Below are 18,914 nucleotides of genomic sequence, written 5' to 3'. Positions count from 1 at the left end.
CTTCTGGTAGCCTCCGCGCCGTTTATCGTTAGCGGTATGCACGTCCTGTTCGTCTGCAACGGCAACGTTTGCCGTTCGGTGATCGCCGAGCGGCTCACGCGCGCCCTCGCGGTCGAACACGATCTTCCCTATCTCACCGCCGAAAGTGCGGGAACCCGTGCGCTGGTGGGATTTCCCGTCGAGCCGCTGGCCGCGCAGACCATCACCGGGCTGGGCGCCGACGCGAGCAATTTCCGGGCACGCCGCCTGAAGCCGGAGATGATCGACAAGGCCGACCTGGTTCTCACGATGACCGAGCAGATCCGCGAGCAGGTGGCGGACTTGGCCTTCGGCGCCGGAGCGCGCACCTTCACGCTGCTGGAGGCCCACCGCATCGCGCACGTCACCGGCGCGCGCACGGTCGCCGAATTGCACCGTGCTCGCAACGACCTGTCCCTGGTGGGCCGGGAGAACATCGCCGATCCAGTCGGGCTGTCCGCCCAGGCGTTCTGCGAGGTGGGCGACCGCATCGCCGAGGCGCTGGTGCCGCTGCTGCTGGCGCTCGCCCCGCACGAACAGCCGCGCTGGCCGCACGACGAGCGCCGCGGACTGGTCATCCGCCCCGGCGGCGCACCGGCGCCGCTGGCGACATTCCTCGCCGCCCAGCGCACCCGGTGACCGCGGGCGGAAATCGCACCCGTCAGCGCGCTGGGCGCCATCGCGTATCGAACCTGTTATCAACCGGCTGTGTTCATTTCCGCGCCGGACGCATTAAACTCCCGCCGGACAACACTCTCCGCCGTTGCTGGTTCGACACAGGACAGGAATCAGACATGCCGAAACGCATTTCGGATGTTTCGCTCCATGTTTATGTGACACCGGAAACTCTCGAACGCGTCGTCGACGCCGTGCGCGAGGTGGTGGACGACCATCTCACCGACCGGGACGTGTTCGCCTGGCGCTTCACCCTGCCCGTCGACGCCGACGATCCGGCCCACACGGCTCTGGAGAGCCGCTGCCGCGCCGATCGTCCCGGCGAGAGCTCGGACCACCGCAGCACCTACGAGATCGCGCTCAGTTTGGTCGGCGCACCCGACCAGTTGACCGACGACCACATGGCCGCGCTGGAACGCCAGCTGCTGCACGGCATCTCGGGGCTGGCGCGAACCGAGCCGGGAGCCGATATCCCGGTCTCGATTCACGCTTCGCACTGCACCGACGTCGATCTCGACATCGATCGCGATCTCGAACTGCTGTGATTCGAACCGCTGCGGGGCTCAGCGCCGCGCGGGGAAGTGGCGGATGAGTCCCTCTTGCACCGTGGTGGCCAGCAGATCACCGCTGCGGGAGTAGAAGCGGCCGGTCGCCAGGCCACGGGAGCCCGCGGCCACCGGCGACTCGGTGCAGTACAGCGCCCACTCGTCGAAACGGAACGGGCGGTGGAACCAGATCGAGTGGTTGACCGTGGCCGCGACGATGCGATCCAGCCCCCACGACAGCCCGTGGGTGGTGATGATCGAGTCCAGCACCGTGGTGTCGGACGAGTAGCCCAGCGTCGCCACATGGATCAGCGGATCGTCGGGCAGCCTGCCGTCCGCGCGCATCCACACCCGGTTGTGGTTGAGCCGCTCCCCCGTGCCCTTCAAGATCCATGCCGGATCGTTGGTGTAGCGCATATCGATCGGATGCGGCGCCTTGACGAACATCTCCAGCTTGTCCTCCAAGCCTTCGAAGCTCTCCTCCACCCGCGGCAGCGTCTCCGGGTCCGGCACCTCCGGCTGCGCGTGCGCGTGCTCCAGACCGGTGCCCCAGTCCTGGAAGGCGGCGAGCATGACGAACAGCTCCTGGCCGTCCTGGCTGGCGGTGACCGTGCGGTTGGCGAAGGCGCGACCGTCGCGATGCCGGTCCACCCGGTACTCGATCGGCTTCTTCACATCGCCGCCGCGCACGAAATGCGCGTTCACCGCGTGCACCGGACGGTCGCCGACCGTCCGGCCCGCCGCGATGATGGCCTGCGAGACGAGCTGACCGCCGAAGGTGCGGCTCCACACCTTCTCCGGGTGCTGGCCGACGAAGACGTCCTCGTCCATCTGCTCGAGATCGAGCAGGCCGAGCAGCACGTCCAGGTCGGAACGCTGCGCATCGGACTCCGCGACGGCGACGGGGCTGCTCAGGGAAGCACTCACTAATGGTCCTCCTCACCGATTCGGTGAACGTGGATCAGGTTGGTGGAACCGACGGTACCGGGCGGCGACCCGGCCACGATGACCACCAGGTCACCTTTCTGGTATCGGCCCATCGACAGAAGTGCTACATCCACCTGGTGGATCATCGCGTCGGTGCTGCTCACGGTCGGCACGATGAAGGTCTCGGTGCCCCAGGTCAGCGCCAGCTGGCTGCGGACCTCAGGCAGCGGCGTGAACGCCAGCAGCGGCAGCGGGGTGTGCAGGCGGGCAAGGCGGCGCACCGTGTCGCCCGACTGGGTGAACGCGACCAGCGCTTTGGCGTTGAGCCGCTCGCCGATGTCGCGGGCGGCGTAGGAGATCACACCGCGCTTGGTGCGCGGCACGTGGGTCAGCGGCGGCACCCGGGTCGACTCGGTCTCCACCGCGTGCACGATGCGCGCCATCGTGCGCACCGTCTCGATCGGGTACTTGCCCACCGAGGTCTCACCCGACAGCATCACCGCGTCGGCGCCGTCGAGCACCGCGTTGGCCACGTCGGAAGCCTCGGCGCGGGTGGGGCGGGAGTTGTCGATCATCGACTCCAGCATCTGCGTGGCGACGATGACCGGCTTGGCGTTCTCGCGGGCCATCTGGATGGCGCGCTTCTGCACGATCGGCACCTGCTCGAGCGGCAGCTCCACACCGAGGTCGCCGCGCGCGACCATCACCGCGTCGAAGGCCAGGACGACGGCCTCGAGGTTGTCGATCGCCTCCGGCTTCTCCAGCTTGCCGATCACCGGCACCCGGCGGCCGACCCGGTCCATCACGTCGTGCACCAGCTCGACGTCGGACGGGGACCGCACGAACGACAGCGCGATGAAGTCCACGCCGAGCTTCAGCGCGAATTCCAGGTCCTCGATGTCCTTCTCCGACAGCGCGGGGACCGACACGTCCATGCCGGGCAGCGACACGCCCTTGTTGTTGGAGACCGGTCCGCCCTCGGTGACCCGGCAGACCACGTCGTTGCCGTCCACACGGGTGACGATGAGGCCGACCTTGCCGTCGTCGACCAGCAGGCGATCGCCGGGCTTGGCGTCCTGGGCCAGTTCCTTGTAGGTGGTGGACACGCGGTCGTGGGTGCCGTCGATGTCGTCGACGGTGATGCGGACCTCTTCGCCCGTCGCCCAGACGGTCCTGCCCTCCAGGAAACGGCCGAGGCGGATCTTGGGACCCTGCAGGTCGGCGAGAATGCCGACGGCCCGGCCGAGGTGGTCGGAGGCCTGACGCACCTTCTTGTAGTTCTCGGCATGGTCGGCGTGCTCGCCATGGCTGAAGTTCAGCCGAGCCACGTCCATGCCGCTCTCGACGAGTTCGCGGATACGGTCCTCGGTGGCAGTGGCCGGTCCGAGCGTGCACACAATCTTCGTCCGTCGCATCACGGGTAGAGCCTAGTCCCGCTCGGCGGACAGGTCCCGCCGTGGCCACGGTGAATCCTTGGTGAAAAAAATGAACGACAGCTCCATCGCAGGTACAAATGAGTATTCAGCGGGCGACATGACGGGCCAACCTCGTTTCCAGCCGGGTCTGCCCGAACCCGAGGATCAGGCAGATCACCCAGTAATACAGCGCCGCGACCCCGTAGAGCGCGAAGAAGTCGAAGGTGGGGGCGGCGGCGAGCTGGGCGACGCGCAGCAGCTCGGTCACCAGGATGGTCGAGGCCAGCGAGGTGTCCTTCACCAAGGAGATCAGCGTGTTCGACAGCGGCGGCACGGCGATGCGCGCGGCCTGCGGCAGGATGATCAGCCGCAGCATCATCGGGTACGACATGCCGAGCGCCTGCGCCGCCTCCCACTGGCCCGTGGCGACGCTCAGGATCGCGGCGCGCACCACTTCGGCCGCGTATCCGCCGACGTTGAGGCTGAACGCGATCACCGCGGCGGGAAAGGGGTCGATCACGATGCCGAACTGCGGCAGCGCGTAGAACACGATGAACAGCTGCACCAGCAGCGGCGTGCCGCGAATGATCGAGATGTAGAAACGGGCCGCCGCCGACAACGGCCACGCAGGCGACATCCTGGCCAGCGCGACGAACAGCGCGAGCGCCAGGCCGATGGCGAAGCTGATGGCGGTGAGCGGAAGGGTTTTGGTGACCGTGGCCTGCAGCATCGGCCACAGGTTGTGCCAGATGAGATCCCGGGTGGCGGCGTCCATGAACGATGCCGGCTACCGGCTGACGTCGGTACCGAAGTACTTGTCCGAGATCTTCGCCAGGGTGCCGTCGGCGCGCAGCTGGTCGAGCGCCTTGTCCACGTCGGTGATCAGCGCGTCGCCCTTGCGCGCCGCGAACGCCTGCTTGCTCACCGATCCGGTCCTGGCGGCGATCTTCACACTCGTGTCGCCGGTCTTCTCGGTGTATTCGGCGACGGCGAGATTGTCGTTGACGGTGGCGTCCACGCGGCCGTTCTTCAGCAGCTGGACGGCCTGCACGAAGCCCTCGACGGCCTCGACCTTCGCGCCCGCGTCGGTGGCGACCTTGCTCCAGTTGCTGGTGGCCGACTGCGCGCAGGTCTTCCCGGCGAGATCGGCCAGGCCGGTGACGGCGTTGTTGTCGGCGCGAGTGACGATCACGCCCACCGACGTGGTGTAGGGCGTCGACAGCGCGTACTTGGCCGTGCGCTCGTCGTTCACGGTCACCTGGTTGGCCACCAGGTCGAAGCGCTTGGACTCCAGGCCCGCGAAGATGGCGTCCCACGGCGTCTGCACGAACTCGACCTTCTTGCCGAGTTTGTCGCCGACCGCCTGGATCACCTCGACGTCGTATCCGGTGAGCTTGCCGTCGGAGCCCTGGAAGCTGAACGGGGCGTAGGTGCCCTCGGTGCCGACCTTCAGCACGTTGGGGTCGCTGCCACCGCACGCGGTCGATCCGGTGGCGGCGACGATGGCGAGCATGGCGGCGGCGAACAGCTTGCGACGCACGGAATCCCTCTCTTCGGTGCGTGGAGCTCCACACACGGCACGCGAGTCCGGTCATGCTACGCCAGGATTTTCGCCGGCGACAGTGTCGCGATCACCGTGCGCGCAATGGTTGCTGTCGAGGCCCACGACGACTCGGAGGCGGGCACGCCGCGCCCGCCTCCGACGATCCGCCGCGGTCAGTCGCGCAGCGGGCGGCCGTCGCTGTCGGGCACCTTGCCGGTGAGCATCAGGACGCCGTCGACGATGCCCCAGATCCACCCGACGGTGAAGCAGGTGATGGCGCTGACCACCAACTGGGCGACGCCGAGGCCGGTGTAGCCGAGGTAGAAGCGGCCGACGCCGAAGCTGCCTAGGAAAATCTGCAGCAGGCCGGCGACGAGCTTCTGCTTGTCCGACAGCGGAACACCGAACGGGTCGCGGCCCCAGGGCGCCTCCGGGTCGTTCGGGTTGTAGCCCTGCGGACCGGCCGGGTACGGCGCGGGAAAGTAACCGCCCGGCTGCTGGCCGTAGGCTCCCGCCGGCTGACCGTACTGGGGCTGCTGGACGTAGGGGTCCGACGGCGGACTGTAGGACGGCTGGCTCTGCGCTTCCAGCGGCTTGGTCAGGTCCGGCCCGGTGCCGGGCGGGCCGTACTGCGGGCCCCCGGCGCCCTGGTTCTGCTGGTAAGGGTCGGTCACCGATGTCCTCCTCATTAGTGCGGGCACCCTCTTGTCGGCCCCCGGCCTCACTGGATCGCCGAACCGTGGCTCGCGACGATCACGAGTCATTGTCACCGGGAACGACCTGGTTGTCCTCCCCGGAGCGGCCGGCGCTTCCAGTGGTTATCGCGGCGGGTCGCCCGAACGTTGCCTAGCGGATGCCACGTGCCGGGTCAACCCTTGTCGGAGGCGGCTTTGTCCGAATCCGTGCTCTGCGAACCGCTCTCGGAACCCTCGCTTCGCCGGGCCGGCTCGGTCGCGTCCGGCTCGGCAACGGACGTGCCGGTCCCGGAGGCGTCGGCAACGGACCCGGCGTTCTCGGCTTCGCCCGTGCCCGAGGGCTTCTCGGTTCGCGCCGCTCCTGCCGCGCGCAACGCCCGCAGCTGCCACGGCCACGGTCGCGGGCTCCCACCCGGCTGCAACTGCTGCGGCGTCTCCCGCCCCTTGGTGGCGAACACGAAGTAGGCGATCGCGGCCAGGAACACCAGGGCGGAGGTGAACGAGTTGATTCGGATGCCCGCGATCTTCGTCGCCTCGTCGGCGCGCATCAGTTCCACGAAGAACCGTCCGAAGCAGTACCCGGCGACGTACAGCGCGAACAGGCGGCCGTGGCCGATCCGGAAACGCTTGTCCACGTAGACCAGCAGCACGACGACGAGCAGGTTCCACAGCAGCTCGTACAAGAAGGTGGGGTGCACGATCTTTTCGACCACGCCGGTGGAGGCGCCGTTCATCATGTCGAGCTGTCCGCCGTCGCCCACCCGCCGGTAGATCTCCAGGCCCCACGGCAGGTCGGTCTCGCGCCCGTAGAGTTCTTGGTTGAAGTAGTTGCCGATCCTGCCGATGGCCTGCGCCAGCAGGATCGGCGGTGCGACCGCGTCACCCAGGGCGGGCAGCGGGATCTTGTAGACCCGGCAGCCGATCCAGGCGCCGATGCCGCCGAGCAGCACCGCGCCCCAGATGCCGAGGCCGCCCTGGTAGATCTTCAGCGCGTCGATCGGGTGCCCGTCGGCGCCGAAGTATTTCTGCCAGTCGGTGGCCACGTGGTAGAGCCTGCCGCCGACCAGACCGAACGGCACGGCGAACATCGCGACGTCCAGGATCGCGCCGGGCTGGCCGCCGCGTGCGCGCCAGCGCCGTTCGCCCCACCAGATCGCGACGATGATGCCGAGGATGATGCACAGGGCGTACGCCCGCAGCGGGAACGGACCGAGTTGCCAGACGCCGCGCGCGGGGCTGGGGAGGTAGGCCAGCACGGCGCCGCTGACGCCGCCGTCGGCCAGGACACTGTCTGCGAGGACTCGTAACGTCACGGGGCCACCGTAGCGGAGATGCTCGACCGCCCCGCCACCAGCGCACCGCGCTCGTCGTGTGAGGGCTCGCCCGGGCCGCGCGGAACACGCCCGGGGTGCCGACCGACGGCCGCCCTTGCACCGCTCTTTTCGGCGTTCCGCCTATCGTGCGGCGTGGGAACCCGTCGGCTGATCCCGGTCCAATGGCGACCCGGCCGCGACCTCGGAGCAACGTGCGGCGGAATCGCTGGTCCAAGCGGTGCGCGGTACCGCCGGGTCGGCTAGGACGCCACGGTCGCCGAACGCACGCCCTCGGCCAGTTCCGCGGTGAGCGCACGCACCGCGTCCAGTCCCTGGCCCGCCGCGGTGACCAGCGCCGAGCCGACGATGACCCCGTCGGCGTAGGACGCGATCTCGGCGGCCTGCTCACCCGAGCGGACACCGAGGCCGACGCCGATCGGGATGTCGGAGTGGGCCCGGATCCTCGCGCACAAGGCGGGCGCGGCCGAAGACACCACGTCCCGCGCGCCGGTCACGCCCATGGTGGAGGCGGCGTAGACGAAACCTCGGCTGGCCTCGAGCGTTTTCACCAGGCGTTCCTCGGTGGACGACGGCGCGACCAGGAAGATACGGTCCAGGTTGTGCGTGGAGGAGGCGACGAACCAGTCGTCGGCCTCGTCCGGGATCAGGTTGGGGGTGATGATGCCCGCGCCGCCCGCGGCGGCCAGATCCCGCGCGAAGCGATCCACGCCGTACTTGAGCACCGGATTCCAGTAGCTCATCACGACTGCCTGGCCTCCGGCGCCGGTGATCGCCTCGACCACCGAGAACACGTCGCGCACCCGCACACCGCCGCGCAGCGCTTGCTCGGCGGCGGCCTGGATGGTCGGTCCGTCCATCACGGGATCGGAGTAGGCGACGCCGACCTCGATGATGTCGCACCCCGCTGCGACCATCGCGCGCACGGTCTCGATGGAACCGGCCAGGTCGGGATAGCCCGCGGGCAGGTAGCCGATCAGTGCCGCGCGGCCATCGGCGCGGCAGGCGGCGAAGGTGTTCGCCAAGCGGGACTGCTGACTCACCGGCCCTGCTCCTTCGGCTCGTCGAACAGCCCGAACCACCGCGCTGCCGTATCCATGTCCTTGTCGCCCCGGCCCGAGAGGTTCACCAGGATGATCGCGCCCTCGCCGAGTTCCTTGCCCAGTCGCAGGGCGCCCGCCACGGCGTGCGCCGACTCGATCGCCGGGATGATGCCTTCTTTGCGGCTGAGCAGCAGCAGGGCGTCCATCGCCTCGGTGTCGGTGATCGGCCGGTACTCGGCGCGGCCGATGTCCTTGAGGTAGGCGTGCTCGGGGCCGACGCCGGGGTAGTCCAAGCCCGCCGAGATCGAATGCGACTCGATGGTCTGGCCGTCCTCGTCCTGCAGCAGGTACGAGTACGCGCCCTGGAACGCTCCCGGCGTCCCGCCGGTGAAGGTGGCCGCGTGCCTGCCGGTGTCGACGCCGTCACCGGCCGCCTCGTATCCGATCAACCGGACGTCGGTGTCGTCGAGGAACGCGTGGAAGATGCCGATGGCGTTGGATCCGCCGCCGACACAGGCGACGACCGCGTCGGGCAACCGCCCGGTGGCGGCCTGCACCTGGGCGCGTGCCTCCATGCCGATGATGCGCTGGAAATCGCGCACCAGCATCGGGAACGGATGCGGGCCCGCGGCGGTGCCGAAGCAGTAGTAGGTGTCGTCGGCGTTGGTCACCCAGTCGCGCAGCGCCTCGTTGATGGCGTCCTTGAGCGTCTGCGAACCGGAGGTCACCGAGATCACCTCGGCGCCGAGCAGGCGCATCCGCGCCACGTTGAGCGCCTGGCGCGCGGTGTCGACCGCGCCCATGTAGACGACGCAGTCCAGGCCCAGCAGCGCGCAGGCGGTCGCCGTGGCGACGCCGTGCTGGCCAGCGCCGGTCTCCGCGATGACCCTGGTCTTGCCCATCCGCTTGGCCAGCAGCGCTTGGCCGAGCACATTGTTGATCTTGTGCGAGCCCGTGTGGTTCAGGTCCTCGCGCTTGAGCAGGATGCGGGCCCCGCCCGCGTGCTCGGACAGCCGCTTGCACTCGAACACCGGCGACGGGCGGCCGGTGTAGTCGCGTTGCAGCCGGTCGAGTTCGTTGAGGAAGGAGTCGTCGAGCCTCGATTTCTCGTACTCGGCGGTGACCTCCTCGATGACCGCCATCAACGCCTCCGGCACGTGCCTGCCGCCGTAGACGCCGAAGTGCCCGCCCACGTCGGGCTCGTGTCCACTGCGCTGGGCGACTCCGTCGCTGGCCTGGGGTACCGCCACGCCGGTCACCGGCCCCGCCGCGCCGGCTTCGGGCAGGACGGGTGGGTGCCCGCGGTCACCAGTTCGGAGACCGCCGCGCGGGGGTCGCCACTGGTCACCAGACCCTCGCCGACGAGGACGGCGTCCGCGCCCGCGCCCGCGTAGGCCAGCAGGTCGGCCGTGCCGCGGATGCCGGACTCGGCGATCCGGATCACCTCGGTGGGCAATCCGGGCGCGATCCGGGCGAAGACGTCGCGGTCGACCTCGAGCGTCTTCAGGTTGCGCGCGTTCACGCCGATCACCGACGCGCCCGCCTCCAGCGCGCGGTCGGCCTCCTCCTCGGTGTGCACCTCGACCAGCGCGGTCATGCCAAGCGACTCGGTGCGGTCGATCAGGGACGACAGCACGTCCTGCTCCAGCGCCGCGACGATCAGCAGGATGACGTCCGCGCCGTGCGCGCGCGCCTCGTGGATCTGATACGGGCCGACGACGAAATCCTTGCGCAGGATCGGGATGCTCACCGTGGCGCGGACCGCGTCCAGGTCGTCCAGCGACCCGTTGAAGCGGCGGCCCTCGGTGAGCACGCTGATGATCCGCGCGCCACCGTCCTCGTAGGCCTTGGCCAGACTCGCCGGGTCCGGGATGTCCGCCAGCTCGCCCTTGGACGGACTTGCTCGCTTGACCTCGGCGATGACGCCGATGCCGTCCTCGAGCAGCGCCGCGCGGGCGTCCAGCGGCGCGGGCGCCGCTGCGGCGGCCGCCTTGACCGCCTGGAAGTCCAGCAGGGCTTCCCGAGCGGCCACATCCGCGCGGACCCCGTCGAGAATCGAGTCGAGTACCGTCATCTGGCTCGAATCCTTTCTGGGGAGACGGACTTGCTACCTGAGAATCCCCCCAGGCGCTGTCTCACCGATGCTGTCAAAGAATAAATGGACCTACCGGGCGCGTATCCGCCGGGGCCGTGGTTGGACCATGCGGAAGGGCTCGGCGCAAGGTGGCACCCGCCACACTCGCCGCGCGCGGATAGCTCAGCGATCACGGCGGCCTGCCTCACCGTGGCCGGAATCCTCCGGAGGCGTCTGCCCGGCCGGGGGTTCGTCGGTCGGGTCGGTGCCGGCGTCCAGCGCGTCCCACAGCACGCGCTCGGACAGCTGTGGCGCCGACCGGTCGTCCGTGGACTGCGCGCGCCGCTGCGTGACCTGCGCGGTGGCCGCGGCGCGCCGGAAGACCGGGTTGTCGTACTTGCCCGACAGCCGCGCCGTCTCGGCGGGCATGCGGGCCAGCAGCGCGCCCGCGCCGAACGCGGCGATCGCGCCGAGCAGCGCGAGCACGGCGGGGAACGCCGCCGTGGTCACCGTCTCGACCTGCGCGCGCGCCGGGAGTTCGGCGAGCTTCGCGGCCCGCTCGGCGATCTGGCCGGACTCGGTCAGCAGCGCGAACGCGGGCACCGCCGCCACCGCGGCGACCAACGCGATCAGCACGCCGACCACACGGCGCAACCAGCCCTTGGTGGCCAGCACGGCCGCGATCGAGGCGAGCAGGACCAGTGCGAGCGGCGTCAGCGCGCCGAACCACACACCGCCGTTCAGATGATCGGTGCGGGGCTGGGTGAGACCGTCCGACGAGGTGACCGTCACCCACGTCATCCGCGACGACCCCCACAGCGCGGCCGCGGCGACGGCGAGCAGCGCCACGGGGAGAACGGGATGGTTGCGGCGCGCAGCGCCTTCCGTTCCGGCCGACGGGGAAGCGTCCGCCGCCGGAGCGGCTTCCGGCCGCGCCGGCGCGCCGGTGTCCGGTTCCCGCGCCCGGCCCGGTTCGTCGTCAGGGGCAGCCGTCATAGCGGTCCGCCGTCCGCCGTACCCGGTTCGGCGCCGTAGGCCCGCACCGTCCCGGCCGCCGCGATCGCCTTGAGCACCGCCATCGCCTTGTTGCGCGATTCCACGTCCTCGTACTCCGGATCCGAGTCCGCGACGATGCCCGCGCCCGCCTGCACGTAGGCGGTGCCGTCCTTCAGCAACGCGGTGCGGATGGCGATGGCGGTATCCGCGTCACCGGCGAAGTCCAGGTACCCGACGACGCCGCCGTAGATGCCGCGCCGGGTGGGTTCGAGTTCCTCGATCAGCTCCATCGCGCGCACCTTGGGGGCGCCGGACAACGTGCCCGCGGGGAAGCACGCCCGCACCGCGTCCAGCGCGATCCGGCCGGGCGCCAACCGGCCTGACACGGTCGACACCAGGTGCATGACGTGGCTGTAGCGCTCGATGTGCCGGTACTCGGTGACCCGCACGGTGCCCGGCTCGCACACCCGGCCCAGGTCGTTGCGGCCCAGGTCGACGAGCATGAGGTGCTCGGCGTTCTCCTTCTCGTCGGCGAGCAGGCCCTTCTCCAGCAGCAGGTCCTCCTCCTCGGTGGCGCCGCGCCAGCGGGTGCCCGCGATCGGATGGGTCGTCGCCACGCCGTCTTTCACGGTGACCAGCGATTCGGGGCTGGAGCCGACGATGGAGAACGCGGTCTCGCCCGTGCCGTCCGGGACGTGCAGCAGGTACATGTACGGGCTCGGATTCGACGCGCGCAGCATCCGGTACAGATCGATCGGCGCGCCGTCGTAGTCCATCTCGAAACGCTGGGACAGCACCACCTGGAACGCCTCGCCCGCCTCGATCTCCTTGACCAGGCGGCGCACGCCCGCGCCGAACTCCTCGGTGGTGCGCCTGCGCCGGTATCGCGGCTCGGGCCGGTCGAACACCGACACGGTGGAGTCGGCGGGCGCGCCGAGCGCGGCGGTCATCCGGTCCAGCCGGGCCACCGCGTCGTCGTATGCCTCGTTGACGCGCTCGGCGGTGCCGTTCCAGTTCACCGCGTTGGCGATCAGCGTGATCGCGCCTTCGTGATGGTCGAACGCGGCCAGGTCGGTGGCGAGCAGCAACACCATCTCCGGCAGTCGCAGGTCGTCCAGCGCCAGGCTGGGCAGCCGCTCCATCCGGCGCACCGCGTCGTAGCCGAGGTATCCGACCATGCCTCCGGTCAGCGGCGGCAGGCCGGGCAGGCGCTCGGTGCGCAGCAGCTCCAGCGTCTCGCGCAGCGCGACCAGCGGATCGCCGCCGGAGGGCGCGTCGGCCGGGACACTGCCCAGCCAGGCCGCCTCGCCGTCGACGACGGTCAGCGCCGACGGGCTGCCCGCGCCGATGAACGACCAGCGCGACCAGGACCGGCCGTTCTCGGCGGACTCGAACAGGAAGGTGCCCGCCCGGTCGCCCGCGAGCTTGCGGTAGGCCGACAGCGGAGTCTCGGAGTCCGCCAAGACCTTTCGGGTCACCGGGACCACCCGGTGCTCCGCGGCCAGCTGATGGAACTGTTCGCGGGTCGTGGTCGTGGGAGTGGACGCGCCTGGCATGCACTCATCATCCCAGGCCGGACCGGCCGGCCGGTGAGCGGTGCCGCCCACGCGACGACCCGGCGCGGCAAACCGGACAAATCAGGTCGACCGTCCGGTTCCCACGCGGTCGCCGGAGGTGTGGCGCGGCTCACTACACTCGCGGCGTTCCACGTCGCATGCGGTATCCATCTCGAGAGGAGACAACTGATGTACCCCTCGCAATCGGTAGCGCCCGAGGGTCCTCGGCACGTCCCGAACCACCCCGTCGCTCGCCTGCAAGCCGCGCGCACCGCTGGCCCGGGTCAGCCGACCCACCGGCAAGGCGCCCCAGGCAACGCGCTCGCGTCCTTCGTCACCTACGTCAAAGCACTGGAGTCTCTCGACAAGAACCGCTTCCCCGACGAATACGCCGTCCACAGCGATCGCATCAAGGAGCTGCGGCCGTTCCTGCGCGCACACGGCATCCTCGATGTGATGGCGATCAAGAACCCTGAGGTGGCGGCGCTCATCGGCGCGTAGCCGTCCCCTCGGCTCGTGCCCGAATCACCGGCGCCGCGATCGGATCGCAAGCGGCGCATGCCGGGCACGAGCATCAGGTCCGCCCCCGCGCGAGATACCCGTTCGCACCGACCGCGCGGTAGTGTTCCCGGGTATGCAGCAAGGACAGCTCGCCCCTGACTTCGAGCTTCCCGATCAATCCGGCGCTCCCCGCTCGCTCGACGCTCTGCTCGCGGACGGCCCGCTGGTCCTCTTCTTCTATCCCGCGGCCAATACGCCCGTCTGCACGGCTGAGGCCTGTCACTTCCGTGACCTGGCCGCCGAATTCGCCGCGCTCGGCGCCACCTGTGTCGGCATCAGCACCGACAACGTGGACACCCAAGCCGGATTCGCCGCGAAGCAGCGCCTCGGCTACCCGTTGCTCTCCGACGCCGACGGCGCCGTCGCCGCGAAGTTCGGCGTCAAGCGCGGACTGCTGGGCAAACTCGCGCCGGTGAAGCGGCAAACCTTTGTCATCGACACAGACCGCACCATTCGCAAGGTCATCACCGGTGAGCTGCGCGCCGCCGTGCATGCCGACGAAGCACTGAACTACCTGCGCAGCCGCTAGTCGCGCGCCGCGCCGCGTTCGCAGCCACGGTCGGGCAATGCCGCGGCCTAGGCTGGATCCATGACTTCCACCGAGGGTCAGCCGGTCGAGCGCAAATCCACGGCATCCGCCTGGCGCACCCGGATCATCGGCGGTGCGGCGCTAGTGGCCGTCCTCGTCGTCCTGTACTTCATCCTGTCGGCGTTCATCCCGCGCTGGTGGGCGCAGCGGGTCGGATCGATGGTGCACGGAAGTTTCGCCAAGGGCATCGGTTGGGGCCTGTGCTACGGCGGATTGTTCACCATCCTCACGCTTTTCCTGCTGCTTTTCGCCGTGCTGGTGTGGCGGCGCAAAGGGGGTAGGTTCGCGGCGGGCGCGGCCGTGGTCGTCGCGATCCTGTTCGCGCTGCCCAGCCTGATGACGCTGACCATCGTGCTGGGCAACAGCAGCGCCGCGCACGCGGGTGAGCGGATCCTGGATGTCGACGCGCCCGCGTTCCGTGGCGCGATGCTCACCGGCGCGGTCATCGCGACGCTGCTGTTCCTGCTCGCCGTCGCGCTGTTGCTGCTGCGCAGGTGGCGGCGCACGCACCCGGGCACGCCGGAAACCGAGGACACGACGTCGCGGCCCGTGTGAGTGAACTCACCTCACGCAGCATCTTTATGACGGTCGAGCGAAGTCGTGGCAAACTCGATGTCGCGGGTGACTGTGCACGCGAATCCACGTCACTCGGCTTGAAAGAAGGCACACAGTGACGAAGTGGCTCGACCCGGTCGAACAACGCGCGTGGCGTGCGATCGTGGCGCTGATGACGCGGCTGCCAGGAGCTCTCGACACCCAGCTGCAGCGCGAGTCCGGCGTGACGCATTTCGAGTACTGGGTGTTGACACTGTTGTCGGAGGAACCGGGCCACCGACTGCAGATGAGTGAGCTTGCCCACAAGGCAAATGCATCGTTATCGCGGTTGTCGCATGTGGTGTCCAAGCTGGAGCGCATGGGCTGGGCGCAGCGTTCGGTGACGGCGGGGCGGCGCGGCGTGCACGCCGTTCTCACCGACGACGGGTACCGCAAGGTCGTCGAAGCCGCCCCCGGATATCTGGAAGCCGTGCGGCACTTGGTCTTCGACGGCTTGGACGAGGCGCAGAAGGCGCAGGTCGCCGAACTCGGCGAACTGCTGGCCGCGCGGCTGGCCGACGCGCTCGACCGGCTCGGCGAACTCACGCCCGCGAACCGCGACGATTCCCAGCGCCGGAACGGGGACTCCTGAGCGGGTTCAGGAGCGCGCGGCCAGCAGGACGTCCGAGTCGAAGCAGGTGTGCGTGCCGGTGTGGCAGGCCGCGCCTTCCTGGTCGACGATCAGCAGGATCGTGTCGCCGTCACAGTCGAGCCGCACTTCGTGCACGTACTGGGTGTGGCCGGAGGTCTCCCCCTTGACCCAGTACTGCCGCCGCGACCGCGAATAGTACGTGGCCTTACGAGTTTCCAGGGTGCGCGCCAGCGCCTCGTCGTCCATCCACGCGACCATCAGCACGTCGCCGGTGGCGCGTTCCTGCGCGACGGCCGACACCAACCCGGCGTCGTTGCGCTTGAGACGGGCGGCGATGGCGGGGTCGAGACTCATGGCACCGTTATAACAGGAGCGTCCGCGAGCAGGCGCGACCGGAGTGCCGCGATCAGCCCACGCGGGAGCGCTGGAGTTCGCCGAGCACCTCCCAGGTGCGTCGCTGGTCCTCCGGCGTGGTCAGATCGGTCTGCGCGAACACCACCTCCGTCGCGCCCGCCGCGAAGTACTCCGCGACGCGGGCCGCGATCAATTCCTCGTCGCCGATCGCCACCAGGTCGGCCGCCCGCGACGCGCCGGACAACTCGATCACCCGCGCGTAGGACGGGATGTCGTCGTAGAACGCCGTCTGGGCCGCGGCGGCCGCACGGGCGGCGTCGACGTCGGCGGTGACCACGCCGGGGACCAGGACGGTGATTCGCGGCGCGGGGCGACCGGCCCGCTCGGCCGCCGCGGTGATGGGTGCGACAATGTGCTCCCCCAGCGCCTTCGGGCCGACCAGGTAGGGCAGGGTGCCGTCGGCCAGCTCACCGGTGACGCGCAGGGCCTGCGGGCCCATGGCGGCCACCAGGATCGGCGCGGGCGGACGCGCCCCGGCCACCGCGGCGGGCAGCGGCGCCGCGGCGGTGAGCGTCTCGCCGTGGAAATCCACCGTGCCGGTGTGCAGGACGGTGCGCAACGCGGTGAGGAACTCGCGCAGTCGGGTGATCGGCCGGTCGAAGGATCCACCGAACACCGGTTCGGCGAGGAATCTCGCGCCGAGGCCGAGCCCGAGGGTGAACCGGCCTCCGGTGGCCGCCTGCGCTGTCTGCGCCTGACTGGCGATCAGCAGCGGATGACGGGCGGTGATCGGCACCGCGGAGGTGCCGACCGTCAGTCCGGGCACGGCACGGCCGACGATCCCCGCCAGCGCGATGGCGTCGTAGCTGAGCCGCTGGCCCAGCCACACCGACGAGACTCCCGCGGCGGCCGCCGCCGCACCCAGCGCCACCGCCGTGTCCACGGCGTTGCCGGTGGCATCGATGGCCGACGGCGAGAGCACGATTCCGATGGTCATGCCCGATGCAACCGCACCGGGACCACCCGCCTTCCTGCGCGGCGGATTTCCGCCAATCGCTACCGGATGACGATCTTCTCCGCCCGCATCGAGTCCTTGACCTGGCCGATGGTGAGATCACCGAAGTGGAACACACTGGCCGCGAGCACCGCGTCGGCGCCCGCGTGCACCGCGGGGGCGAAGTGCTCGACCGCGCCGGCACCGCCGCTGGCGATCACCGGCACGGTGACCGCCGCCCGCACGGCGCGGATCATCGGCAGGTCGAAACCGGCTTTGGTGCCGTCGGCGTCCATCGAGTTGAGCAGGATCTCCCCGACACCGAGTTCGGCGCCGCGCACGGCCCATTCGACGGCGTCGATGCCGGTGCCGCGTTTGCCGCCGTGCGTGGTCACCTCCCACCCGGACGGGGTCGGCGGCTGCCCGTCCGGCACGGTGCGCGCGTCCACCGACAGCACGATGCACTGGGAGCCGAAGCGCTCGGACATCTCGCGCAGCACTTCCGGCCGCGCGATCGCGGCGGTGTTCACCGAGACCTTGTCCGCGCCCGCGCGCAGCAGGCGGTCCACGTCCTCGACCGTGCGCACCCCGCCGCCGACGGTGAGCGGGATGAAGATCTGCTCGGCGGTGCGGGTCACCACGTCGATCATGGTGCCGCGGTCGCCGGTGGAGGCGGTCACGTCGAGGAAGGTCAGCTCGTCGGCGCCCTGCGCGTCGTAGAGCGCGGCCAGTTCGACGGGATCGCCCGCGTCGCGCAGGTTTTCGAAGTTGACGCCCTTGACCACGCGTCCCGCGTCGACGTCCAGACACGGAATCACCCGTACGGCCAACGTCATTGCCTCACCCTTTCTCCGCGGCCGCCGGGTCGGCGACCGTGCAGATCATGTCGAGCAGTTCTTCGTGCACGCCGGGCGCGGCCGCCAGCACGGAGCCGGAGGCGATGGTCCACGGCCTGCCCACCAGGTCGGTGACCACTCCGCCCGCCGCGCGCACCAGGGCGACGCCCGCCGCGTTGTCCCAGGGATGGTGCCCGAACACGATCGCGCCGCCGAGCACGCCAGAGGCGGTGAACGCCAGATCGATGCCGGTCGAGCCGTGCATGCGCACCCGGGAGGACAGCCTGCTCAGCGGGCCGAGCAGGTCGAAGCGGAACTGGCCGGGGATGCGGCCGTGCGAGTCGACGTTGAACGCGCCGAAGCCGATCATCGCCTCGGCCAGTCTGCCGCGCGGCAGCGGCGGCAGCGCTCGGCCGTTCAGCAGCACGGGGCCTCCGATCATGGCGGCGTAGCGGCGGCCGAGCAGCGGTAACCAGGTCAGCCCGAGCACCGGCTCCCCGTCGCGGACCAGCGCAAGCAACATGCCGGAGAGCGGATGCCCGGACGAGTAGTTGAAGGTCCCGTCGATCGGGTCGAGCACCCATGCGGTGCCCGAGGTGAGCTGCGGCCCGCCGAATTCCTCACCGTGCACCTCGATGCCGGTGCGCCTGCGCAGTTCGGCGGAGACGGTGCGCTCCAGTTCCAGGTCCAGCTCGGTGGCGAAGTCGTTGCGGCCTTTGCTGACCGCGCTCGGCGCGCCGATGCCCTCGATGAACCGAGGGCGCACCGAGTCGAGGACCTCGCTCGCCTCCGCGAGCAGTCTCGACAGATCCTGGGTCATCTCACCGCGGCCAGCGCCTCGGGCAGGGTGAACCGGCCCGCGTAGAGCGCCTTGCCGACGATCGAGCCCTCGACGCCTTCCGGCACCAGTTCGGCGATCGCGACCAGGTCCGCGATGGTGGAGACGCCGCCGGAGGCGATGACCGGGGCGTCGGTGGCCGCGCAGACCTCGCGCAGCAGGTCGAGGTTCGGGCCGGTGAGCGTGCCGTCCTTGGTCACGTCGGTCACCACGTAGCGCGAGCAGCCGTCGCGCTCCAGGCGCTCGAGCACCTCCCACAGGTCGCCGCCGTCGCTGACCCAGCCGCGGCCGCGCAGCCGGTGCTCGCCGTCGACGATGCGCACGTCGAGGCCGATGGCGATGCGCTCGCCGTGCCGGGCGATGGCCTTGGCGCACCAGACCGGGTCCTCCAGCGCGGCGGTGCCGAGGTTCACCCGGGCGCAGCCCGTGGCGAGGGCCGCCTCCAGGCTTTCGTCGTCGCGGATGCCGCCGGACAGTTCCACCTTGACGTCGAGTTCACCGACGACGCCCGCGAGCAGTTCCCGGTTCGAGCCGCGTCCGAAGGCCGCGTCCAAGTCGACCAGGTGCACCCATTCCGCGCCCGCTTCCTGCCAGGCCAGCGCCGCCTCCCGAGGCGAGCCGTAGCTGGTTTCGCTTCCGGCTTCTCCTTGTACGAGGCGCACGGCCTCTCCGTTGGCGACATCGACGGCGGGTAGCAGCACAAGACTCACGAGAGCAGCCTAGTGGTTACCCGGCGGC

At 70.0% G+C, this 18,914-nt stretch carries 22 protein-coding genes; 6 read left to right on the top strand and 16 right to left on the bottom strand.

Annotation, left to right across the window (positions count from 1 at the left end; genetic code table 11):
• Positions 1-36 precede the first annotated feature (36 nt).
• A complete protein-coding gene (locus tag ACH49X_RS27805; protein WP_195082728.1) occupies positions 37-657 on the top strand; it encodes a low molecular weight phosphatase family protein in 621 nt (206 codons plus the stop codon).
• Between the two features lie 194 nt (positions 658-851).
• Positions 852-1,238 carry a hypothetical protein gene (locus ACH49X_RS27800; RefSeq protein WP_323124493.1) on the top strand — a complete coding sequence of 129 codons (387 nt, stop codon included), beginning with the start codon at positions 852-854 and terminating at the stop codon, positions 1,236-1,238.
• A gap of 18 nt (positions 1,239-1,256) precedes the next feature.
• Here ACH49X_RS27800 and ACH49X_RS27795 read toward each other — a convergent pair whose 3' ends face one another.
• The 11 genes from ACH49X_RS27795 to ACH49X_RS27745 all read right to left on the bottom strand — a co-directional run bounded on the left by ACH49X_RS27795 (position 1,257) and on the right by ACH49X_RS27745 (position 12,818).
• Positions 1,257-2,069 carry an acyl-CoA thioesterase II gene (locus ACH49X_RS27795; RefSeq protein WP_245676355.1) on the bottom strand — a complete coding sequence of 271 codons (813 nt, stop codon included), beginning with the start codon at positions 2,067-2,069 and terminating at the stop codon, positions 1,257-1,259.
• A 95-nt stretch (positions 2,070-2,164) separates the two neighbouring features.
• Entirely contained in the window at positions 2,165-3,583 is a 1,419-nt protein-coding gene (gene pyk, locus ACH49X_RS27790; protein WP_195082725.1) for a pyruvate kinase, read from the bottom strand.
• 103 nt (positions 3,584-3,686) lie between these two features.
• Positions 3,687-4,355 (bottom strand): amino acid ABC transporter permease, encoded by a 669-nt coding sequence (locus ACH49X_RS27785; protein WP_067809523.1) that lies wholly within the window; start codon positions 4,353-4,355, stop codon positions 3,687-3,689.
• A 12-nt stretch (positions 4,356-4,367) separates the two neighbouring features.
• The gene (locus tag ACH49X_RS27780) at positions 4,368-5,093 is read right to left on the bottom strand and encodes an amino acid ABC transporter substrate-binding protein (protein WP_323124504.1); all 726 of its coding nucleotides are present in this window, start codon (positions 5,091-5,093) and stop codon (positions 4,368-4,370) included.
• 203 nt (positions 5,094-5,296) lie between these two features.
• The gene (locus tag ACH49X_RS27775) at positions 5,297-5,797 is read right to left on the bottom strand and encodes an NINE protein (RefSeq protein ID WP_323124494.1); all 501 of its coding nucleotides are present in this window, start codon (positions 5,795-5,797) and stop codon (positions 5,297-5,299) included.
• A 194-nt stretch (positions 5,798-5,991) separates the two neighbouring features.
• On the bottom strand, positions 5,992-7,131 hold the full coding sequence (lgt, locus tag ACH49X_RS27770) for a prolipoprotein diacylglyceryl transferase (RefSeq protein ID WP_323124495.1): 1,140 nt from the start codon (positions 7,129-7,131) through the stop codon (positions 5,992-5,994).
• 260 nt (positions 7,132-7,391) lie between these two features.
• Positions 7,392-8,192: a tryptophan synthase subunit alpha gene (gene trpA / locus ACH49X_RS27765; protein ID WP_195082721.1), complete on the bottom strand. Its 801-nt coding sequence runs from the start codon at positions 8,190-8,192 to the stop codon at positions 7,392-7,394.
• Positions 8,189-9,451 carry a tryptophan synthase subunit beta gene (gene trpB, locus ACH49X_RS27760; protein ID WP_195082720.1) on the bottom strand — a complete coding sequence of 421 codons (1,263 nt, stop codon included), beginning with the start codon at positions 9,449-9,451 and terminating at the stop codon, positions 8,189-8,191. The genes trpA and trpB overlap by 4 nt, the downstream gene beginning before the upstream one ends.
• Entirely contained in the window at positions 9,448-10,266 is an 819-nt protein-coding gene (trpC, locus tag ACH49X_RS27755) for an indole-3-glycerol phosphate synthase TrpC (protein ID WP_039797261.1), read from the bottom strand. The genes trpB and trpC overlap by 4 nt, the downstream gene beginning before the upstream one ends.
• A 183-nt stretch (positions 10,267-10,449) precedes the next feature.
• Complete coding sequence (locus tag ACH49X_RS27750; protein WP_357208565.1) at positions 10,450-11,262, bottom strand: TIGR02234 family membrane protein; 813 nt, start codon at positions 11,260-11,262, stop codon at positions 10,450-10,452.
• Complete coding sequence (locus ACH49X_RS27745; protein ID WP_357208569.1) at positions 11,259-12,818, bottom strand: anthranilate synthase component I; 1,560 nt, start codon at positions 12,816-12,818, stop codon at positions 11,259-11,261. Before ACH49X_RS27745 ends, ACH49X_RS27750 begins: the two co-directional genes overlap by 4 nt.
• A 189-nt stretch (positions 12,819-13,007) precedes the next feature.
• Here ACH49X_RS27745 and ACH49X_RS27740 point away from each other — a divergent pair, with 189 nt between their 5' ends.
• The 4 genes from ACH49X_RS27740 to ACH49X_RS27725 all read left to right on the top strand — a co-directional run bounded on the left by ACH49X_RS27740 (position 13,008) and on the right by ACH49X_RS27725 (position 15,154).
• A complete protein-coding gene (locus ACH49X_RS27740; protein ID WP_195082717.1) occupies positions 13,008-13,319 on the top strand; it encodes a hypothetical protein in 312 nt (103 codons plus the stop codon).
• A gap of 133 nt (positions 13,320-13,452) precedes the next feature.
• Positions 13,453-13,908 (top strand): peroxiredoxin, encoded by a 456-nt coding sequence (locus ACH49X_RS27735; protein WP_195082716.1) that lies wholly within the window; start codon positions 13,453-13,455, stop codon positions 13,906-13,908.
• Positions 13,909-13,968: 60 nt separating this feature from the next.
• Complete coding sequence (locus ACH49X_RS27730; protein WP_357109504.1) at positions 13,969-14,523, top strand: permease; 555 nt, start codon at positions 13,969-13,971, stop codon at positions 14,521-14,523.
• A 172-nt stretch (positions 14,524-14,695) separates the two neighbouring features.
• Complete coding sequence (locus tag ACH49X_RS27725; protein WP_195082837.1) at positions 14,696-15,154, top strand: MarR family winged helix-turn-helix transcriptional regulator; 459 nt, start codon at positions 14,696-14,698, stop codon at positions 15,152-15,154.
• Between the two features lie 6 nt (positions 15,155-15,160).
• On the opposite strand, the gene hisI is transcribed toward ACH49X_RS27725, so the two are convergent.
• The 5 genes from hisI to priA are packed head-to-tail and all read right to left on the bottom strand — an operon-like array spanning position 15,161 to position 18,886.
• Positions 15,161-15,508, bottom strand: a complete 348-nt coding sequence (hisI, locus tag ACH49X_RS27720) for a phosphoribosyl-AMP cyclohydrolase (protein WP_195082714.1) — start codon at positions 15,506-15,508, stop codon at positions 15,161-15,163.
• Between the two features lie 52 nt (positions 15,509-15,560).
• Positions 15,561-16,505, bottom strand: coding sequence for a TIGR03564 family F420-dependent LLM class oxidoreductase (locus ACH49X_RS27715; RefSeq protein WP_195082713.1), 945 nt, complete (start codon positions 16,503-16,505; stop codon positions 15,561-15,563).
• 59 nt (positions 16,506-16,564) lie between these two features.
• Positions 16,565-17,338: an imidazole glycerol phosphate synthase subunit HisF gene (hisF, locus tag ACH49X_RS27710; protein WP_067809507.1), complete on the bottom strand. Its 774-nt coding sequence runs from the start codon at positions 17,336-17,338 to the stop codon at positions 16,565-16,567.
• A 4-nt stretch (positions 17,339-17,342) separates the two neighbouring features.
• A complete protein-coding gene (locus tag ACH49X_RS27705) occupies positions 17,343-18,158 on the bottom strand; it encodes an inositol monophosphatase (RefSeq protein WP_357208572.1) in 816 nt (271 codons plus the stop codon).
• Positions 18,155-18,886: a bifunctional 1-(5-phosphoribosyl)-5-((5-phosphoribosylamino)methylideneamino)imidazole-4-carboxamide isomerase/phosphoribosylanthranilate isomerase PriA gene (priA, locus tag ACH49X_RS27700; protein WP_039797252.1), complete on the bottom strand. Its 732-nt coding sequence runs from the start codon at positions 18,884-18,886 to the stop codon at positions 18,155-18,157. Before priA ends, ACH49X_RS27705 begins: the two co-directional genes overlap by 4 nt.
• Positions 18,887-18,914: the final 28 nt, after the last annotated feature.

It is taken from the genome of Nocardia sp. NPDC019323 (assembly GCF_044389845.1).
Taxonomy (GTDB): Bacteria; Actinomycetota; Actinomycetes; order Mycobacteriales; family Mycobacteriaceae; genus Nocardia; species Nocardia implantans.
This window is presented reverse-complemented; position numbering and strand designations above follow the sequence as displayed.